This window comes from Vibrio sp. 10N.261.46.E11, from assembly GCF_041472735.1.
Taxonomy (GTDB): Bacteria; Pseudomonadota; Gammaproteobacteria; order Enterobacterales; family Vibrionaceae; genus Vibrio.
Genome location: NZ_JBFRQW010000054.1, coordinates 17,836 through 32,594 on the forward strand (window position 1 = coordinate 17,836; position 14,759 = coordinate 32,594).

A 14,759-nucleotide genomic window follows, 5' to 3' on the forward strand; every position below is an offset into this window, starting at 1 on the left:
CGTCATGTCTCTTTTCAGGCCAAGCCTTAAACTATATTCTGACGCCTCAATTTTTAAAGAAGTAATAACACCATGACATCAACAAACACTCTGCCACCAGCTGGGGTAATGCGCCGATTTGGTGCCTTGTTCTATGACGCCCTTATCGTAATCGCTATTGAAATGATGGCTGCCGGCATCATTGTTGCTCTACTGCACGCACTCATGGCTCTTGGTATTTTTAACCATAGCGGGTATGCCGATGTCAGTGACTTCTTGACTAATCATCCGATTTGGAGCCCTGCGTATACTTTTTACTTAGTCGTCGTTTGGGTTTACTTCTTTGTCTTCTTCTGGACCAGAGCAGGTCAAACTCTAGGGATGAGAGCTTGGAAGCTACGAGTTCAAAACAAAGATGGCTCTGCGATCACAATAACTCAAGCGCTAATACGTTTAGGTACATCGGGGTTTGGACTTGCAAACTTATGTGTTCCATTCGACCCTCAGAAACGTGGCTTTCACGATATCTGGGCAAAGACCGAAGTCGTTGTGTTGCCAAAGGCACAATAACGCTATTAAGCGAACTTAAAGCAAGATCAAAAAAGGAAGGCTTAACGCCTTCCTTTATCATTTATAGTTTCCGCCTCAAGAGCATGATGGCAATTCCGAAGAACACCACGCTAGGGGCTATCGCACCAAAGGCAGGTGGTATTTGATAAACCAAGCTGATTGGCCCAAAGAACTCACTGGATATATAGAAAGTAAAGCCAGCAATCACACCAGAGAGAATCCTTGCTCCCATGGTCACGCTACGTAAAGGACCAAAGATAAACGACAATGCCATCAACATCATCACAGCTATCGAAATAGGTTGAGTAATCTTCCTCCACAAAGCTAGCTCATAACGTGCTGCATCTTGCTCTGATGCTTTGAGATAAGAAACATAATCATACAAGCCACTTAACGAGAGCTCTTCCGGTTTCACCGTCACTATCGCGAGTTTGTCTGGAGCTAACGAGGTTTCCCAAGAGAAAGTCGGTAAACTCTCTTTAGTGATCTGAATTTCATTCTCAAAAGAGGTGACCTCAACATCGCGCATTGTCCAAACGTTGTCTCCAACGTAATCGACTTCTTTTGAGTATATGGCCGTTTTCAGAGCCTTGTTCTCATCATAGCGCCACATGTTCAAACCATAGAGCTTATCATCGTCTATTTTAACAATGAAAATGAAGTCGTTGGCATCTCGAGCCCAAACACCGCTTTGAGTAGAAATAATACTACCACCAGCAACCGAAATGGTTCTTAAGTCACGAGCCATCTTCTGCGCTTGCGGAGCTCCCCACTGCCCAAGCAATGTCACTATAACCATTAACGGAATCGCAGTCTTAAGTACCGATAAACCAATATCTAACTTAGAGAAACCCGCGGCTTGCATAACCACAAGCTCAGAACTCGCAGCAAGCATACCAAGCCCAATCAATGCACCAAGCAATGCCGCCATTGGGAAGAACATTTCGATATCACGAGGAATACTCAATAAAACGAAATACAACGCTTGTAATAGATCGTATGTACCACGACCTACCTTCCGCAATTGCTCAACGTACTTGATAATTCCAGAGAGACCGACAAACGTCACCAATACCAGTGACGTGGTCGCGATGATGGTTCTGCCTATATATAAATCGAGAATCTTAAACACGGCTTAAGCCAACCTCTTATTCTTGAATTTTTCTTTCAAACGCCTAACAGGCACACTATCCATAAAGTTGGCACCAATCGCGACAAACAATAATAATGCATTGATTGGCCACATGCCTATTGCAGCAGGAATGTCCCCTTCTTCAATTGAAGATTTGGTTGCACTGATTGCCAAGAAGTAAGTCAAATAAATCAGGATTGCCGGACCTATTTTTGCAAAACGACCTTGTCGTGGATTAACTGCTGACAGCGGTACAACGAGCATAGTCAACAATGGGATACACAACACCAGTGACATGCGCCACTGCAATTCAGCCTTGGCACGATTATCTTGATTTCCAATAAGGTCAATAGTTGGAATCGCTTCCCACTCTCGACCTTTCTTCTCTACTTCACGCTGACCAATTAAGCCTTCATACTCTTCAAAGTGCGTCACTCTATAATCAAGGCGAGAAGGCACTCCTTCATGACGAGTACCATCGTACATCACAATAACTTGGCGGCCATCGCTCAATTCTTTTACGTCTCCCGACTTAGAGAACATCACACTAGGAAGCACTGAGTCGCGAGGTCGCATTTGAGAAACGAACACATTGTCTAATTGATTACCATCGATACCCTCGATAAACACAACTGAAGAACCATCGGGAGTCCTTGCAAATTTGCCTTTGGGTAGTAAATCGACGCTGTTCTCTGCAGCCACTTCCTCATACATTTGTTCTACTTTATCTTGTGACCACGGAGACAGCCAAAAGGAGTTAAAAGCAGCGACAGTTGCGGTAATCAATGCCAGATAAAGTGCTGATTGGATGAGGAATTTATTGCCAATACCCGTAGCATTCATCACCACAATCTCACTTTCGGCATAAAGGCGGCCAAAAGTCAGCAAAATGCCAATATAGATACTAAGTGGAAGCATCAAGAGCCCCATCGCTGGCATATTTAGACCCACGATCGATAATACAAGGCTTGCTGGAATATCACCATCAGAGGCGTCGGCTAAAACACTGATGAACTTTTGGCTGAGAAACACGAGAAAGAGAACAAAAAATATCGCAAATTGGCTCTTGATTGTCTCTCGGATCAAATATCTAACAATAATCACGCTCAAATTACCTATACAAAACTTGTTTTTTTGATTGAATCACTATAATTTCCCGTTGAACCTTTTATTTTTTAAATTTTTAGCTAAGTGTTAACGTTCTTCTTTAAGGTCAGTTCCATTATAGGATCCAACAAGTAAGAACCCATTATCCAACATTTAGTTCGATTTGTCTTCAGGATGTAGGAGTACGCATGGAGTTCAGTGTAAAAAGTGGCAGCCCAGAGAAACAGCGCAGCGCATGTATCGTTGTCGGTGTATTCGAACCGCGCCGCCTTTCTCCAGTAGCCGAGCAGTTAGATAAGATTAGCGATGGCTATATTAGTTCACTGCTTCGTCGCGGTGATCTAGAGGGTAAACCTGGCCAGATGCTACTACTGCATCAAGTACCTGGTGTACTTTCAGAACGTGTTCTGCTTGTAGGCTGCGGTAAAGAACGTGAGCTAGGCGAGCGTCAATATAAAGAAATTATCCAAAAAACCATCAGCACACTAAACGAAACGGGTTCTATGGAAGCAGTATGTTTCCTGACTGAACTGCACGTTAAAGGTCGTGATACTTACTGGAAAGTTCGCCAAGCAGTAGAAGCGACTAAAGATGGCCTTTACACTTTTGATCAATTCAAGAGTAATAAACCAGAGACTCGTCGTCCACTACGTAAACTGGTATTCAACGTACCAACACGCCGCGAATTGAGCCTGGGTGAGAAAGCTATTTCTCACGGCCTTGCTATTGCTTCAGGTGTAAAAGCGTCTAAAGATTTAGGCAACATGCCACCAAACATCGCAAACCCTGCTTATCTTGCTTCTCAAGCTCGTCGCTTAGCTGACGATTACGAGACAGTGAAGACTAAGATCATTGGCGAAGAAGAGATGGAAAAACTGGGTATGACATCATACCTAGCTGTAGGCCGTGGCTCTAAAAATGAATCTATGATGTCTATCATGGAATACAAAGGCGCTCCGGATCCAGATGCGAAGCCGATTGTATTAGTCGGTAAAGGTCTGACTTTCGATTCAGGCGGCATCTCGCTTAAGCCTGGTGAAGGTATGGATGAGATGAAGTACGACATGTGTGGTGCGGCGTCTGTATTCGGTACAATGAAAGCACTGGCTAAGCTGAACCTACCGATTAATGTAGTTGGTATCCTAGCTGGTTGTGAAAACATGCCGGGCAGCAATGCTTACCGTCCAGGTGATATCCTAACGACAATGTCAGGCCAAACGGTTGAAGTATTAAACACTGATGCTGAAGGTCGCTTGGTTCTATGTGATGCTCTAACTTACGTTGAGCGTTTTGAACCAGATTGTGTTGTCGATGTTGCTACGCTAACTGGCGCATGTGTTATCGCTCTAGGTCACCACATCAGTGGCGTTCTATCGAACCACAACCCGCTTTCTCACGAACTTGTTAATGCTTCTGAGCAAGCAAGTGACCGAGCATGGCGTCTACCTATGGCAGACGAGTACCATGAGCAGCTAAACAGCCCGTTCGCTGATATGGCGAACATCGGCGGCCGTCCTGGCGGCACAATTACTGCTGGTTGCTTCCTGTCTAAATTCACTAAGAAGTACCACTGGGCACACATCGATAGTGCTGGTACAGCTTGGAAGTCAGGCGCAGCGAAAGGCTCGACAGGTCGTCCTGTCTCAATGCTAGTCCAATTCTTATTGAACCGCAGCGGCCAAGAGACTGAAGAGCAATCTTCAAAATAATAAAAAGGGCCTACGGGCCCTTTTTTAATAAGCGCTATTTGTTAGATCCTGTTAACCAAGTAACATTGATATCCACGATTTTCAGTTCGAGTATTAAGTATGCAGACTGCTACATTTTACATTGTGCCTTCAGACAGTCCGCAAGCCAGCGAAGATGGTTTTGCTCACTATGTGCTGTTTCTTGCTCAGCACTTTGCGAAACAAGGCGCTAAGCTTTATCTCAACTGTAATGACAAAGAACATGCCGAGCGTATTGCTGAAGTTTTGTGGCAAGTCGAACCCAGTGAGTTTATTGCGCACAACTTGGTTGGCGAAGGCCCAAAGTATTCAACCAACATCGAAATTGGCTATCAAGGCGTAAAACATAATTGGAATCGTCAGCTAGTAATTAATCTGGCCGATAATCATACAACCTTTGCGAACGCCTTTGCTCAGGTGATAGACTTCGTCCCTTGCGAAGAAAAAGCTAAGCAACTCGCTCGAGAAAGGTATAAAATTTACCGTCAGGCTGGATATCAGCTACAGACGATCGAGATTCAACATCCATAGTCAAACCTCATAGTTAAAGCTATCTTTGGATTTAGATTCAAGAAGCTTCACTTATGAAGTTTGACCACGATTAACCATTCACAGTATCCGTTTAAGAGCACTATGGAAAAGACATACAACCCAACATCAATCGAACAAGCTCTGTATCAGACTTGGGAAGAGAAAGGCTACTTTAAGCCACACGGTGACACATCAAAAGAAGCTTACAGCATCATGATCCCGCCACCGAACGTCACTGGCAGCCTACACATGGGTCACGCGTTCCAAGATACGATCATGGATACGCTTATCCGTGCTCAACGTATGAAAGGCAAAAACACGCTTTGGCAAGTGGGTACTGACCACGCTGGTATCGCAACTCAAATGGTTGTTGAGCGTAAGATTGCTGCTGAAGAAGGTAAAACAAAACACGACTACGGTCGTGAAGCTTTCATCGACAAGATCTGGGAATGGAAAGGCGAATCAGGTGGCACGATCACTAAACAGCTTCGTCGTCTTGGAGCATCTGTAGATTGGGATCGTGAGCGATTCACTATGGATGACGGCCTATCGGCTGCGACTCAAGAAGTGTTTGTTCGTCTATACGAAGAAGACCTAATCTACCGTGGTAAGCGTCTAGTAAACTGGGATCCTAAACTGCACACTGCAATTTCAGATCTTGAAGTTGAAAACAAAGACAAAAAAGGTTTCATGTGGCACTTCCGCTACCCGCTAGCGAACGGTGTTAAAACGGCTGATGGTAAAGACTACATCGTTGTTGCTACTACTCGTCCAGAAACCATGCTTGGTGATACTGGCGTAGCGGTTAACCCAGAAGATCCTCGTTACAAAGATCTTATCGGCAAAGAAATCCTACTTCCTGTTGTTAACCGTCTTATCCCTATCGTAGGCGATGAGCACGCAGACATGGAAAAAGGCACGGGTTGTGTGAAGATCACTCCAGCTCATGACTTTAACGATTACGAAGTGGGTAAGCGCAACAACCTACCGATGATCAACATCCTAACGTTCAACGCTGATATCCGTGATGCTGCTGAAGTCTTCACAACCAACGGCGAAGAAAGCGATGTTTACTCAACAGATATCCCTGCTAAGTACCAAGGCATGGAGCGTTTTGCTGCACGTAAAGCTATCGTTGCTGAATTCGATGAACTTGGTCTACTTGAAGAGATCAAAGATCACGACCTAACTGTCCCTTACGGCGACCGTGGTGGTGTGGTTATCGAACCAATGCTGACTGACCAGTGGTACGTGCGCACAGCACCTCTTGCTGCACCTGCAGTCAAAGCCGTTGAAGATGGCGAAATCCAATTCGTACCTAAGCAGTACGAAAACATGTACTTCGCGTGGATGCGTGACGTACAAGATTGGTGTATCTCTCGTCAACTGTGGTGGGGCCACCGTATCCCAGCATGGTACGACAACGATGGTAAAGTTTACGTAGGTCGCACTGAAGAAGAAGTTCGTGAAAAGAACAACCTTTCACCGGTGATTGTTCTTAAGCAAGACAACGATGTACTTGATACATGGTTCTCTTCTGCACTTTGGACGTTCGGCACGCAAGGCTGGCCTGAAGATACTGAAGCAATGAAAACATTCCACCCATCAGAAGTACTAGTATCTGGTTTTGATATTATCTTCTTCTGGGTTGCTCGTATGATCATGATGACCATGCACTTCGTGAAAGACGAAGATGGCAAGGCTCAAGTACCTTTCAAAACGGTTTACATGACAGGTCTTATCCGTGATGAAAACGGCGACAAGATGTCTAAGTCGAAAGGTAACGTACTTGACCCAATCGACATGATTGACGGCATCGGCCTTGAAGAGCTAGTAGAAAAGCGTTGTGGCAACATGATGCAACCTAAACTGGCTGCTAAGATCGAAAAAGCAACACGTAAAACTTTCGAAAACGGTATCGAACCATACGGTACTGACGCACTGCGTTTCACTCTTGCTGCTATGGCTTCAACTGGCCGTGACATCAACTGGGACATGAAGCGCCTTGAAGGTTACCGTAACTTCTGTAACAAGCTATGGAACGCGAGCCGTTACGTACTGATGAACACAGAAGAGCACGATTGTGGCATGTCACTGTCTGTTGAAGACCGTGCAAACATGGAATTCTCTCTAGCGGATAAGTGGATTGAATCTCAGTTTGAAGTTGCAGCGAAAGAGTTTAATGCTCACCTAGACAACTACCGTCTAGACATGGCAGCAAACACGCTTTACGAATTCATCTGGAACCAATTCTGTGACTGGTACTTAGAACTAACTAAACCGGTTCTTTGGAAAGGCACTGAAGCTCAACAACAAGCGACTCGTTACACGCTTATCACGGTTCTAGAGAAGACTCTGCGTCTTGCTCACCCAGTTCTTCCTTACATCACTGAATCTATCTGGCAGAGCGTTAAGCCTCTAGTAGACGGCGTTGAAGGCGAGACAATCATGACTCAAGCGCTTCCTCAGTTTAACGAAGATAACTTCAATGCTGAGATCGTAGAAGACATCGAATGGGTTAAGACTTTCATCACAGCTATCCGTAACCTACGTGCGGAATACGACATTGCACCGAGCCAAGGCTTAGAAGTAATGATCAAAGTAGCTGATGAGAAAGATGCAGCTCGTATCGAAGCGAACAAGATCGTTCTTAACTCTCTAGCTAAACTAGACGACATTAAAGTTCTAGCTGATGGTGAAGAGACTCCTGCTTGTGCAACTAAACTGGTTGGTAAGTCTGAGCTAATGATCCCAATGGCGGGTCTTATCGACAAAGATGCTGAGCTTGCTCGTCTAGATAAAGAAGTAGCTAAAACTCACGGCGAGATTAAGCGTATCGAAGGTAAGCTAGGTAACGAGGGTTTCGTTGCTAAAGCGCCAGAAGCGGTTATCGCGAAAGAGCGTGAAAAGCTTGAAGGCTACCAAGAGACTCTTGTGAAGCTTGAAGAGCAAAAAGCAACAATTGCTGCTCTTTAAAACTGAATGAACGAGGAGGTTTCGAACCTCTCGCTCTAGATAAAAAGGTTGGCCTTCATGGTCAGCCTTTTTTTATGCACCAAGTTCCAATCCAATCAGCCTCACTCCAGTTTATTGATAGCTTTTGCCTATCAAAACAATCTTAACTGCCCATTGGATTTAGTGATAATAATTCTCAATAATAGCTCTATCGAAACAACACAACGACCGAGTAATTATCATGAAAAAGACACTAACCTTTGCTGCATTACATTTTACTATCGCATTTAGTGTCGCTTATGTACTCACAGGCGACATCTTAATTGGTAGCTTAATCGCCATGATTGAGCCCTCTGTGAATACTGTTGCCTTCTATTTTCATGAAAAGGCGTGGGCTCAAGTTCCAGCGCTTAAAGCTCGTCAGTGGATGACCAAATTAAAAACAGCAAGCTTTGCTAGCATCCACTTTAGTGTTGCCTTTACCGTTGTCTACTTGTTGACTGGCGATGCCTTCATCGGCGGTGTGATGGCTTTGCTAGAGCCTACTTTGAATACAGTTGCTTACTACTTCCACGAGAAAGTCTGGTTACGAAAAGCTGACAACCAAATGGCACAACAACAATTCTGTTTGCACCAACATGCTTAGTCACCATATATTGGGTCACATATTAGTGACCCTTTCATAGGTAGAGCATGGAACAAATTGCTGAGTTCACCCTTAGAGCCATTACACCGCAAGACAACCCAAGCATCGCACAAGTCATTCGCCAAGTTTCGGCTGAACATGGACTGACCGAAGATAAAGGCTATGGCGTGGCCGATCCAACACTCGATGATATGTATTCTGTCTATAGCCAAGCGAATGCAATGTACTGGGTTATCGAACACAACGGTAAGATCGTCGGAGGCGGTGGCTTTGCCCCTCTAGCAGGTAAACCCAATGTGTGTGAGCTGCAAAAGATGTACTTCTTACCGCAAACTCGAGGGCATGGCCTAGCCAAGCGAATTGTCGCTTTGAGCTTAAAGCAAGCCAAACAACTTGGGTATCAACACATGTATTTAGAAACGACGGAATGCTTAGGTGCTGCGGTCAAACTCTATGAGAAACTTGGGTTTGAGCACCTTGACTCAGCTTGGGGAGAGACAGGCCACGACGCTTGTGAGGTTGTCATGGCCAAATCGTTATAAGCAGAATGTGCCGCTATAGCGAAAGAAGATAGTGCTAAAATATACGGAGTTAGCGTAAAAAGTTACTGACGCAAGAAGTTGGGTTCAAGGCAACAAAAGAACTCTCTTCTTGCCCATCAAGTACCACTTCTAATTGATATAGATGCTTAGGGTTGGGCTTCTCAAGATTAAATACCATGGGAGCTTCCACCTGAAACACAACGCCGGCATGCTCTGCGCGCACATCTATCGGCATTACGAGTGTCATGCCATTAAACTTGATGGATGCCGATATTAACCCCGGCTTTAGCGTTTGATAGATAACATCTACTTTGAACTCACAGCCACCGCCATGGTGCCAGATCTGCTCTGTGACAACTTGCTCTAGTTTGACGTTTCGAACGAACTGCAGGTATGGCGCTTGCCAAATCCCGATGCGCGAATCAGATTTAGCGACAACCTGTGAAGATACAAAATCATCCATATCCTCTTCAAGCAACAGGCTCTCTTCTTCTTCAAGGAAAAGGATCTCAAAACGGTTTCGGCCGGACTGCATGTAAGGACGGATATCTTTACGATATTCAACTTGGCTGCCATCACAATCAAATACAGCCACACCATTAAGTCGAACTTCAGCAAAGTAATCGACCCCAGCCATCACTAGCTCAACAAATGGACACGCCAACATAGCGTCATCCACTTCAATGTCATGCATCAGGTGCCACTCTTGCTCTGCAATTTCATTTTCACTCAAGCTACCAGGGAGCTTTGAGCTTAACGGAGCCGGAAAAGTGATGTCATCTTGTGGGATAGAGAGATCCGTCAGTGGCGAAATTTGCCAAAGACCATCGAGAAGCAACCGCATACCATTCCTTGAGCTAGATCAATTTTGACCGCATTATAATGAATGAATGCATATAAAGACATTTATTTTTCTGAGGGTAAAAAAATACCAGCTCGAGGCTGGCATTTTTTAAAATTAGGAAAGAATTACTCTTCGCCTTCATCATCTTCGTCCGGGTAGATAGCATCTTCACCTTCGTAGTAAGTGCCCCAACCGTCGTAGATAATGTCGAACTTCTCTGCAAGGTTCACAAGCTTCTCAACTTGCTCATCGATCGCTTCTGCATTCAGAGTACATTGCATCGTTGCATCACAACAAAGTAGCTTATTGCCATCTTCGTCTTCAGTCTCTTCAGCTTCAAGCACTTCAAAGCCCATTTTGAATGCTTCAACAACCGCTTTCTCAAGCACATCGAAATCTTCAGCAAATAGGTGATGCTCGATATCGTATAGAGCTTCAGGATCGCTACCATCTTCAATTAATGCTGTAATGATGTCGCGAGTCTCTTCCTTTTGAAATTCAATTAATTCCGCTACTGATAGATATTCATCTTCGTGAGACATGTGTCTGCTCCAGAGTGTTGACTATGAAAAGATCAAATTTGATTGCCACGAAATATGGCACGGATCGTCCAGAAAAGCCACCCAGATCAGGCCTAGAAAGGTAAGTTTATCGCGAGATCGCAGAGCCAATATCAATTCAAAAGTGAAATCAAAATCACAGAAACAAATTTCCAACATTTTATTAACTGCCACGTATTTTAGCATTTCGTTTTTGTGGCCACTTTAGGGCTTATTGAATAAAACTTGCGTGATTAGTCACATTGGCTGCATACACCCAACCGCTTTTAGGGTGCATAAATCCTCAGCTTGTTATCAAAAAGTGCATAATAGTGAATAAAAAATCACGATTGATAAGCAAAATTCAATTCTAACAAGCCATGAATTGAGCATAGATCCTCAAAAACGTTGTTCCGTTCGATAGCCAGTAAATTGGAATTTAATCTGCGTAAAGTTTAAAATGGCAGATTTTATGACCAATAATTAGCCAAATACCTTGCATTAACTCAATCTGTAAAACTTGCATATTACGGACAAGCTTGTCATAAATAGACGCTGGATTAATAGTAAGGATGCAAAATGAGTAAGCTGTACGTTGGCTCCGAAGTCGGTCAATTGAGACGAGTTCTCCTAAATAGACCTGAAAGAGCACTCACCCACCTCACCCCTTCAAACTGTCATGATCTTTTATTTGATGATGTACTTGCCGTTGAAGCAGCTGGTGAAGAACATGATGCCTTTGCAGAAACGCTGCGCAGTCAAGACGTAGAAGTGCTACTGCTGCACGACCTGCTAGTAGAGACGCTTGCCGTACCTCAGGCTCGTGAGTGGTTGCTGAATACTCAAATCTCAGATTTCCGTTATGGGCCTACTTTTGCCCGTGACTTAAGAAACTACCTTGCTCAAATGGATAATGAGCATCTAGCAACGATCTTACTCGGTGGCTTGGCTTATTCTGAGCTTCCTATCAAATCATCATCGATGCTGCCTAAAATGCATCGACCACTCGATTTCGTTATCGAACCTCTGCCTAACCACCTGTTTACGCGAGATACCTCATGCTGGGTTTACGGCGGTGTATCGCTGAACCCAATGATGAAGCCTGCACGTCAACGTGAAACGAACCACCTGCGTGCTATCTACCGCTGGCATCCAGTGTTCGCCGGTCAAGATTTCATTAAGTACTTTGGTGATGAAGACCTTCACTACGACAACGCCAATATTGAAGGCGGTGACGTACTGGTTATCGGTAAAGGCGCGGTACTGGTTGGTATCTCTGAGCGTACCAAGCCACAAGGTGTCGAAAACCTAGCGGCTAGCTTGTTCCGTTCGGGTCAAGCAACCGAAGTAATTGCGATTGATTTACCAAAACACCGCTCTTGTATGCACCTTGATACGGTGATGACGCACATGGATATCGACACTTTCTCTGTCTACCCTGAGATTGTTCGCAAAGATCTAGATACTTGGCGCCTAACACCAAAAGAAAATGGTGAGATGCGTGTAGAGAAATCGGAAAACTACCTGTCAGCAATTGAAGGGGCTCTAGGCCTTGATCAGCTGAAGATCATCACGACTGGCGGTGACAACTATGAAGCTGAACGTGAACAGTGGAATGACGCTAACAACGTACTAACAGTGAAGCCAGGTACCGTGATTGGCTATGAGCGTAATGTTTACACCAATGAGAAATACGACAAAGCGGGTATCGAAGTTCTAACGATTCCTGGCAACGAGCTAGGCCGTGGTCGTGGCGGCGCACGCTGTATGAGCTGCCCTATCGAAAGAGACGGTATCTAAGTCAAAGAGCTCAGTTAAACGAACTCAATAACTTATCTAGGCCAGTATTCATTTACTGGCCTTTTTTATTAAATTAATAAAATAAATATTCACAAATATAGCATCTTTATGTTTAACTGAGTTCTTCATTGATTCTATATTCGCAAGGAGCGAGAGATGGCCTTTAATCTTCGCAATCGTAACTTTCTAAAACTTCTCGACTTTACTCCTAAAGAGATTCAGTTTTTACTCGATCTGTCTGCTGATCTAAAAAAAGCTAAGTATGCAGGAACAGAGCAGAAAAAGCTTAACGGTAAAAACATCGCTTTGATCTTTGAAAAAGCATCAACACGAACTCGATGTGCTTTTGAGGTAGCGGCCTTTGATCAAGGTGCTCAAGTCTCTTATCTAGGCCCTTCTGGTTCTCAGATTGGTCAGAAAGAATCAATGAAAGATACGGCTCGTGTATTAGGTCGTATGTACGACGGCATTGAATACCGTGGCTTTGGTCAAAGCACTGTCGAAGATCTTGGCGCATACGCTGGTGTGCCGGTTTGGAACGGCCTAACCGATGAATTCCATCCGACTCAGATCTTGGCTGATTTCCTCACTATGCTTGAGCATGGTCGCGGTAAACATCTACATCAAATCAGCTTTGCCTACCTAGGTGACGCTCGTAACAACATGGGCAACTCACTTTTAGTCGGTGCTGCGAAAATGGGTATGGATATTAGCCTTGTCGCGCCAAAAGCCTTTTGGCCAGAAGAACAGCTCGTTGAAGAGTGCCAAGCTATCGCGCAAAGTACAGGTGCTAAAATCACGTTAACCGAAGACGTTGCTGAAGGTGTTAAAGGTTGTGATTTCCTTTACACCGATGTTTGGGTCTCGATGGGCGAGGCGCCAGAAGCTTGGGACGAACGTGTTGCTGTTATGACGCCTTACCAAGTGAATATGGAAGTTATTAAGCTCACTGGTAACCCTCAAGTGAAATTCATGCACTGCTTACCTGCTTTCCACAACAATGAAACCGTAATCGGCCAGCAAGTCGCAGACAAGTATGGAATGAACGGTTTAGAAGTCACTGACGAAGTCTTTGAATCGGATTACTCAATTGTGTTTGATGAAGCTGAGAATCGCATGCACACCATCAAAGCGGTAATGGTTGCGACACTGGGCCAATAGCGAATATTGAAAGTAAACAAAAGCTTGATGTAATCGCTTGCGCTCACAAATTGAAAGCGTATAATTCTCGGCAATTTGTCTGAGAGTAGTGAAAATGACGCCAAGCAATGTTGTGATAAAACATAATGATATTGTGAAAACACATAATAAAATTATGAAGACACCAAATATTGCTCGCAAGCTAACATGCTTGCCAGGCCGTCTATTCTGCTTTTCAGCACTTTTTTAAAGCCTCCCATTATGGGGGGCTTTTTTATGGCCAATACATTATTGTGGGGAAGAAGATCATGGCGAATTCGCTCTATCAAAAGCACATCATCTCAATTCCAGAGCTTTCTCGTGAAGAGCTAGAATTAATTGTTCAAACGGCAGGTCAGCTAAAGGCTGTACCAAACCCAGAACTCATCAAGAACAAAGTTGTTGCCAGCTGCTTCTTCGAACCTTCTACGCGAACTCGCCTCTCCTTTGAAACTGCGATTCAACGCATCGGTGGTGACGTGATTGGCTTCGACAGTGGTGGTAACACTTCTTTGGCAAAGAAAGGCGAAACGCTAGCGGACTCGGTACAGGTTATCTCTTCATACGTTGACGCTTACGTAATGCGTCACCCTCAAGAAGGCGCAGCGCGTCTGGCTTCTGAGTTCTCAAACGGTGTACCAGTTATTAACGCAGGTGACGGCGCAAATCAACATCCAACACAAACGTTATTAGACCTATTCTCTATCGCCGAGACACAAGGCCGCCTCGACAACCTAAACGTTGCATTCGTTGGTGACCTTAAGTACGGCCGTACAGTTCACTCGTTGACGCAAGCGCTAGCGAAGTTCGACAACATCTGTTTCTATTTCGTGGCACCAGAAGCACTGGCGATGCCAGACTACATTTGCGAAGAGCTTGATGAAGCGGGCATCAAGTACCAACTATTGACGGACATGGAAGATGTCATTCCTGAGCTTGATGTCTTGTACATGACTCGAGTTCAAAAAGAGCGCTTCGATGAGTCAGAATACGCGCACATCAAATCAGCGTATATCCTGACCGCTTCAATGCTGGAAAATGCACGCGATAACCTGAAGGTTCTACACCCTCTTCCTCGCGTTGATGAAATTACTATCGATGTCGATAAAACACCTTACGCTTACTACTTCCAGCAAGCAGAGAATGGTGTTTACGCGCGTGAAGCATTACTAGCCCTTGTTCTTAACGAAACGCTGTAGAGGAGAAAT

At 44.5% G+C, this 14,759-nt stretch carries 13 protein-coding genes; 9 read left to right on the forward strand and 4 right to left on the reverse strand.

Features of this window, described 5'->3' with window-relative positions; genetic code table 11:
• The first annotated feature begins 72 nt into the window (after window positions 1-72).
• Window positions 73-549 (forward strand): RDD family protein, encoded by a 477-nt coding sequence (locus AB4407_RS17135; RefSeq protein WP_017097527.1) that lies wholly within the window; start codon window positions 73-75, stop codon window positions 547-549.
• Window positions 550-610: 61 nt separating this feature from the next.
• On the opposite strand, the gene lptG is transcribed toward AB4407_RS17135, so the two are convergent.
• Window positions 611-1,681, reverse strand: a complete 1,071-nt coding sequence (lptG, locus tag AB4407_RS17140) for an LPS export ABC transporter permease LptG (RefSeq protein WP_372121415.1) — start codon at window positions 1,679-1,681, stop codon at window positions 611-613.
• A 3-nt stretch (window positions 1,682-1,684) separates the two neighbouring features.
• A complete protein-coding gene (gene lptF, locus AB4407_RS17145; RefSeq protein ID WP_009847716.1) occupies window positions 1,685-2,785 on the reverse strand; it encodes an LPS export ABC transporter permease LptF in 1,101 nt (366 codons plus the stop codon).
• A gap of 191 nt (window positions 2,786-2,976) precedes the next feature.
• On the opposite strand from lptF, the gene pepA reads away from it, so the two are divergent.
• From pepA to AB4407_RS17170, 5 genes are all read left to right on the forward strand, one after another.
• Complete coding sequence (pepA, locus tag AB4407_RS17150) at window positions 2,977-4,497, forward strand: leucyl aminopeptidase (RefSeq protein ID WP_017058936.1); 1,521 nt, start codon at window positions 2,977-2,979, stop codon at window positions 4,495-4,497.
• 99 nt (window positions 4,498-4,596) lie between these two features.
• On the forward strand, window positions 4,597-5,046 hold the full coding sequence (locus tag AB4407_RS17155; protein WP_048659254.1) for a DNA polymerase III subunit chi: 450 nt from the start codon (window positions 4,597-4,599) through the stop codon (window positions 5,044-5,046).
• A gap of 102 nt (window positions 5,047-5,148) precedes the next feature.
• Window positions 5,149-8,022: a valine--tRNA ligase gene (locus AB4407_RS17160; protein ID WP_048659256.1), complete on the forward strand. Its 2,874-nt coding sequence runs from the start codon at window positions 5,149-5,151 to the stop codon at window positions 8,020-8,022.
• 220 nt (window positions 8,023-8,242) lie between these two features.
• Window positions 8,243-8,647 (forward strand): DUF2061 domain-containing protein, encoded by a 405-nt coding sequence (locus AB4407_RS17165; protein WP_048659257.1) that lies wholly within the window; start codon window positions 8,243-8,245, stop codon window positions 8,645-8,647.
• A gap of 47 nt (window positions 8,648-8,694) precedes the next feature.
• On the forward strand, window positions 8,695-9,189 hold the full coding sequence (locus AB4407_RS17170; protein ID WP_048659258.1) for a GNAT family N-acetyltransferase: 495 nt from the start codon (window positions 8,695-8,697) through the stop codon (window positions 9,187-9,189).
• A gap of 49 nt (window positions 9,190-9,238) precedes the next feature.
• Here AB4407_RS17170 and AB4407_RS17175 read toward each other — a convergent pair whose 3' ends face one another.
• Together AB4407_RS17175 and rraB are read right to left on the reverse strand one after the other, a co-directional pair.
• Window positions 9,239-10,033 carry a glycosyl hydrolase 2 galactose-binding domain-containing protein gene (locus tag AB4407_RS17175; protein WP_372121416.1) on the reverse strand — a complete coding sequence of 265 codons (795 nt, stop codon included), beginning with the start codon at window positions 10,031-10,033 and terminating at the stop codon, window positions 9,239-9,241.
• 125 nt (window positions 10,034-10,158) lie between these two features.
• Window positions 10,159-10,575: a ribonuclease E inhibitor RraB gene (gene rraB / locus AB4407_RS17180; protein WP_017058930.1), complete on the reverse strand. Its 417-nt coding sequence runs from the start codon at window positions 10,573-10,575 to the stop codon at window positions 10,159-10,161.
• A gap of 576 nt (window positions 10,576-11,151) precedes the next feature.
• On the opposite strand from rraB, the gene arcA reads away from it, so the two are divergent.
• From arcA to pyrB, 3 genes are all read left to right on the forward strand, one after another.
• Window positions 11,152-12,372 (forward strand): arginine deiminase, encoded by a 1,221-nt coding sequence (gene arcA, locus AB4407_RS17185; RefSeq protein ID WP_048659260.1) that lies wholly within the window; start codon window positions 11,152-11,154, stop codon window positions 12,370-12,372.
• 156 nt (window positions 12,373-12,528) lie between these two features.
• Window positions 12,529-13,533 carry an ornithine carbamoyltransferase gene (locus tag AB4407_RS17190; RefSeq protein WP_048666353.1) on the forward strand — a complete coding sequence of 335 codons (1,005 nt, stop codon included), beginning with the start codon at window positions 12,529-12,531 and terminating at the stop codon, window positions 13,531-13,533.
• Between the two features lie 287 nt (window positions 13,534-13,820).
• Window positions 13,821-14,750 carry an aspartate carbamoyltransferase gene (pyrB, locus tag AB4407_RS17195; RefSeq protein ID WP_048662137.1) on the forward strand — a complete coding sequence of 310 codons (930 nt, stop codon included), beginning with the start codon at window positions 13,821-13,823 and terminating at the stop codon, window positions 14,748-14,750.
• Window positions 14,751-14,759 lie beyond the last annotated feature (9 nt).

Coding starts and splice junctions, on each gene's coding strand:
- AB4407_RS17135 (WP_017097527.1), top strand. CDS start 73: ATGACATCAACAAACACTCTGCCACCAGCTGGGGTAATGCGCCGATTT.
- pepA (WP_017058936.1), top strand. CDS start 2,977: ATGGAGTTCAGTGTAAAAAGTGGCAGCCCAGAGAAACAGCGCAGCGCA.
- AB4407_RS17155 (WP_048659254.1), top strand. CDS start 4,597: ATGCAGACTGCTACATTTTACATTGTGCCTTCAGACAGTCCGCAAGCC.
- AB4407_RS17160 (WP_048659256.1), top strand. CDS start 5,149: ATGGAAAAGACATACAACCCAACATCAATCGAACAAGCTCTGTATCAG.
- AB4407_RS17165 (WP_048659257.1), top strand. CDS start 8,243: ATGAAAAAGACACTAACCTTTGCTGCATTACATTTTACTATCGCATTT.
- AB4407_RS17170 (WP_048659258.1), top strand. CDS start 8,695: ATGGAACAAATTGCTGAGTTCACCCTTAGAGCCATTACACCGCAAGAC.
- AB4407_RS17175 (WP_372121416.1), bottom strand. CDS start 10,033: ATGCGGTTGCTTCTCGATGGTCTTTGGCAAATTTCGCCACTGACGGAT.
- rraB (WP_017058930.1), bottom strand. CDS start 10,575: ATGTCTCACGAAGATGAATATCTATCAGTAGCGGAATTAATTGAATTT.
- arcA (WP_048659260.1), top strand. CDS start 11,152: ATGAGTAAGCTGTACGTTGGCTCCGAAGTCGGTCAATTGAGACGAGTT.
- AB4407_RS17190 (WP_048666353.1), top strand. CDS start 12,529: ATGGCCTTTAATCTTCGCAATCGTAACTTTCTAAAACTTCTCGACTTT.
- pyrB (WP_048662137.1), top strand. CDS start 13,821: ATGGCGAATTCGCTCTATCAAAAGCACATCATCTCAATTCCAGAGCTT.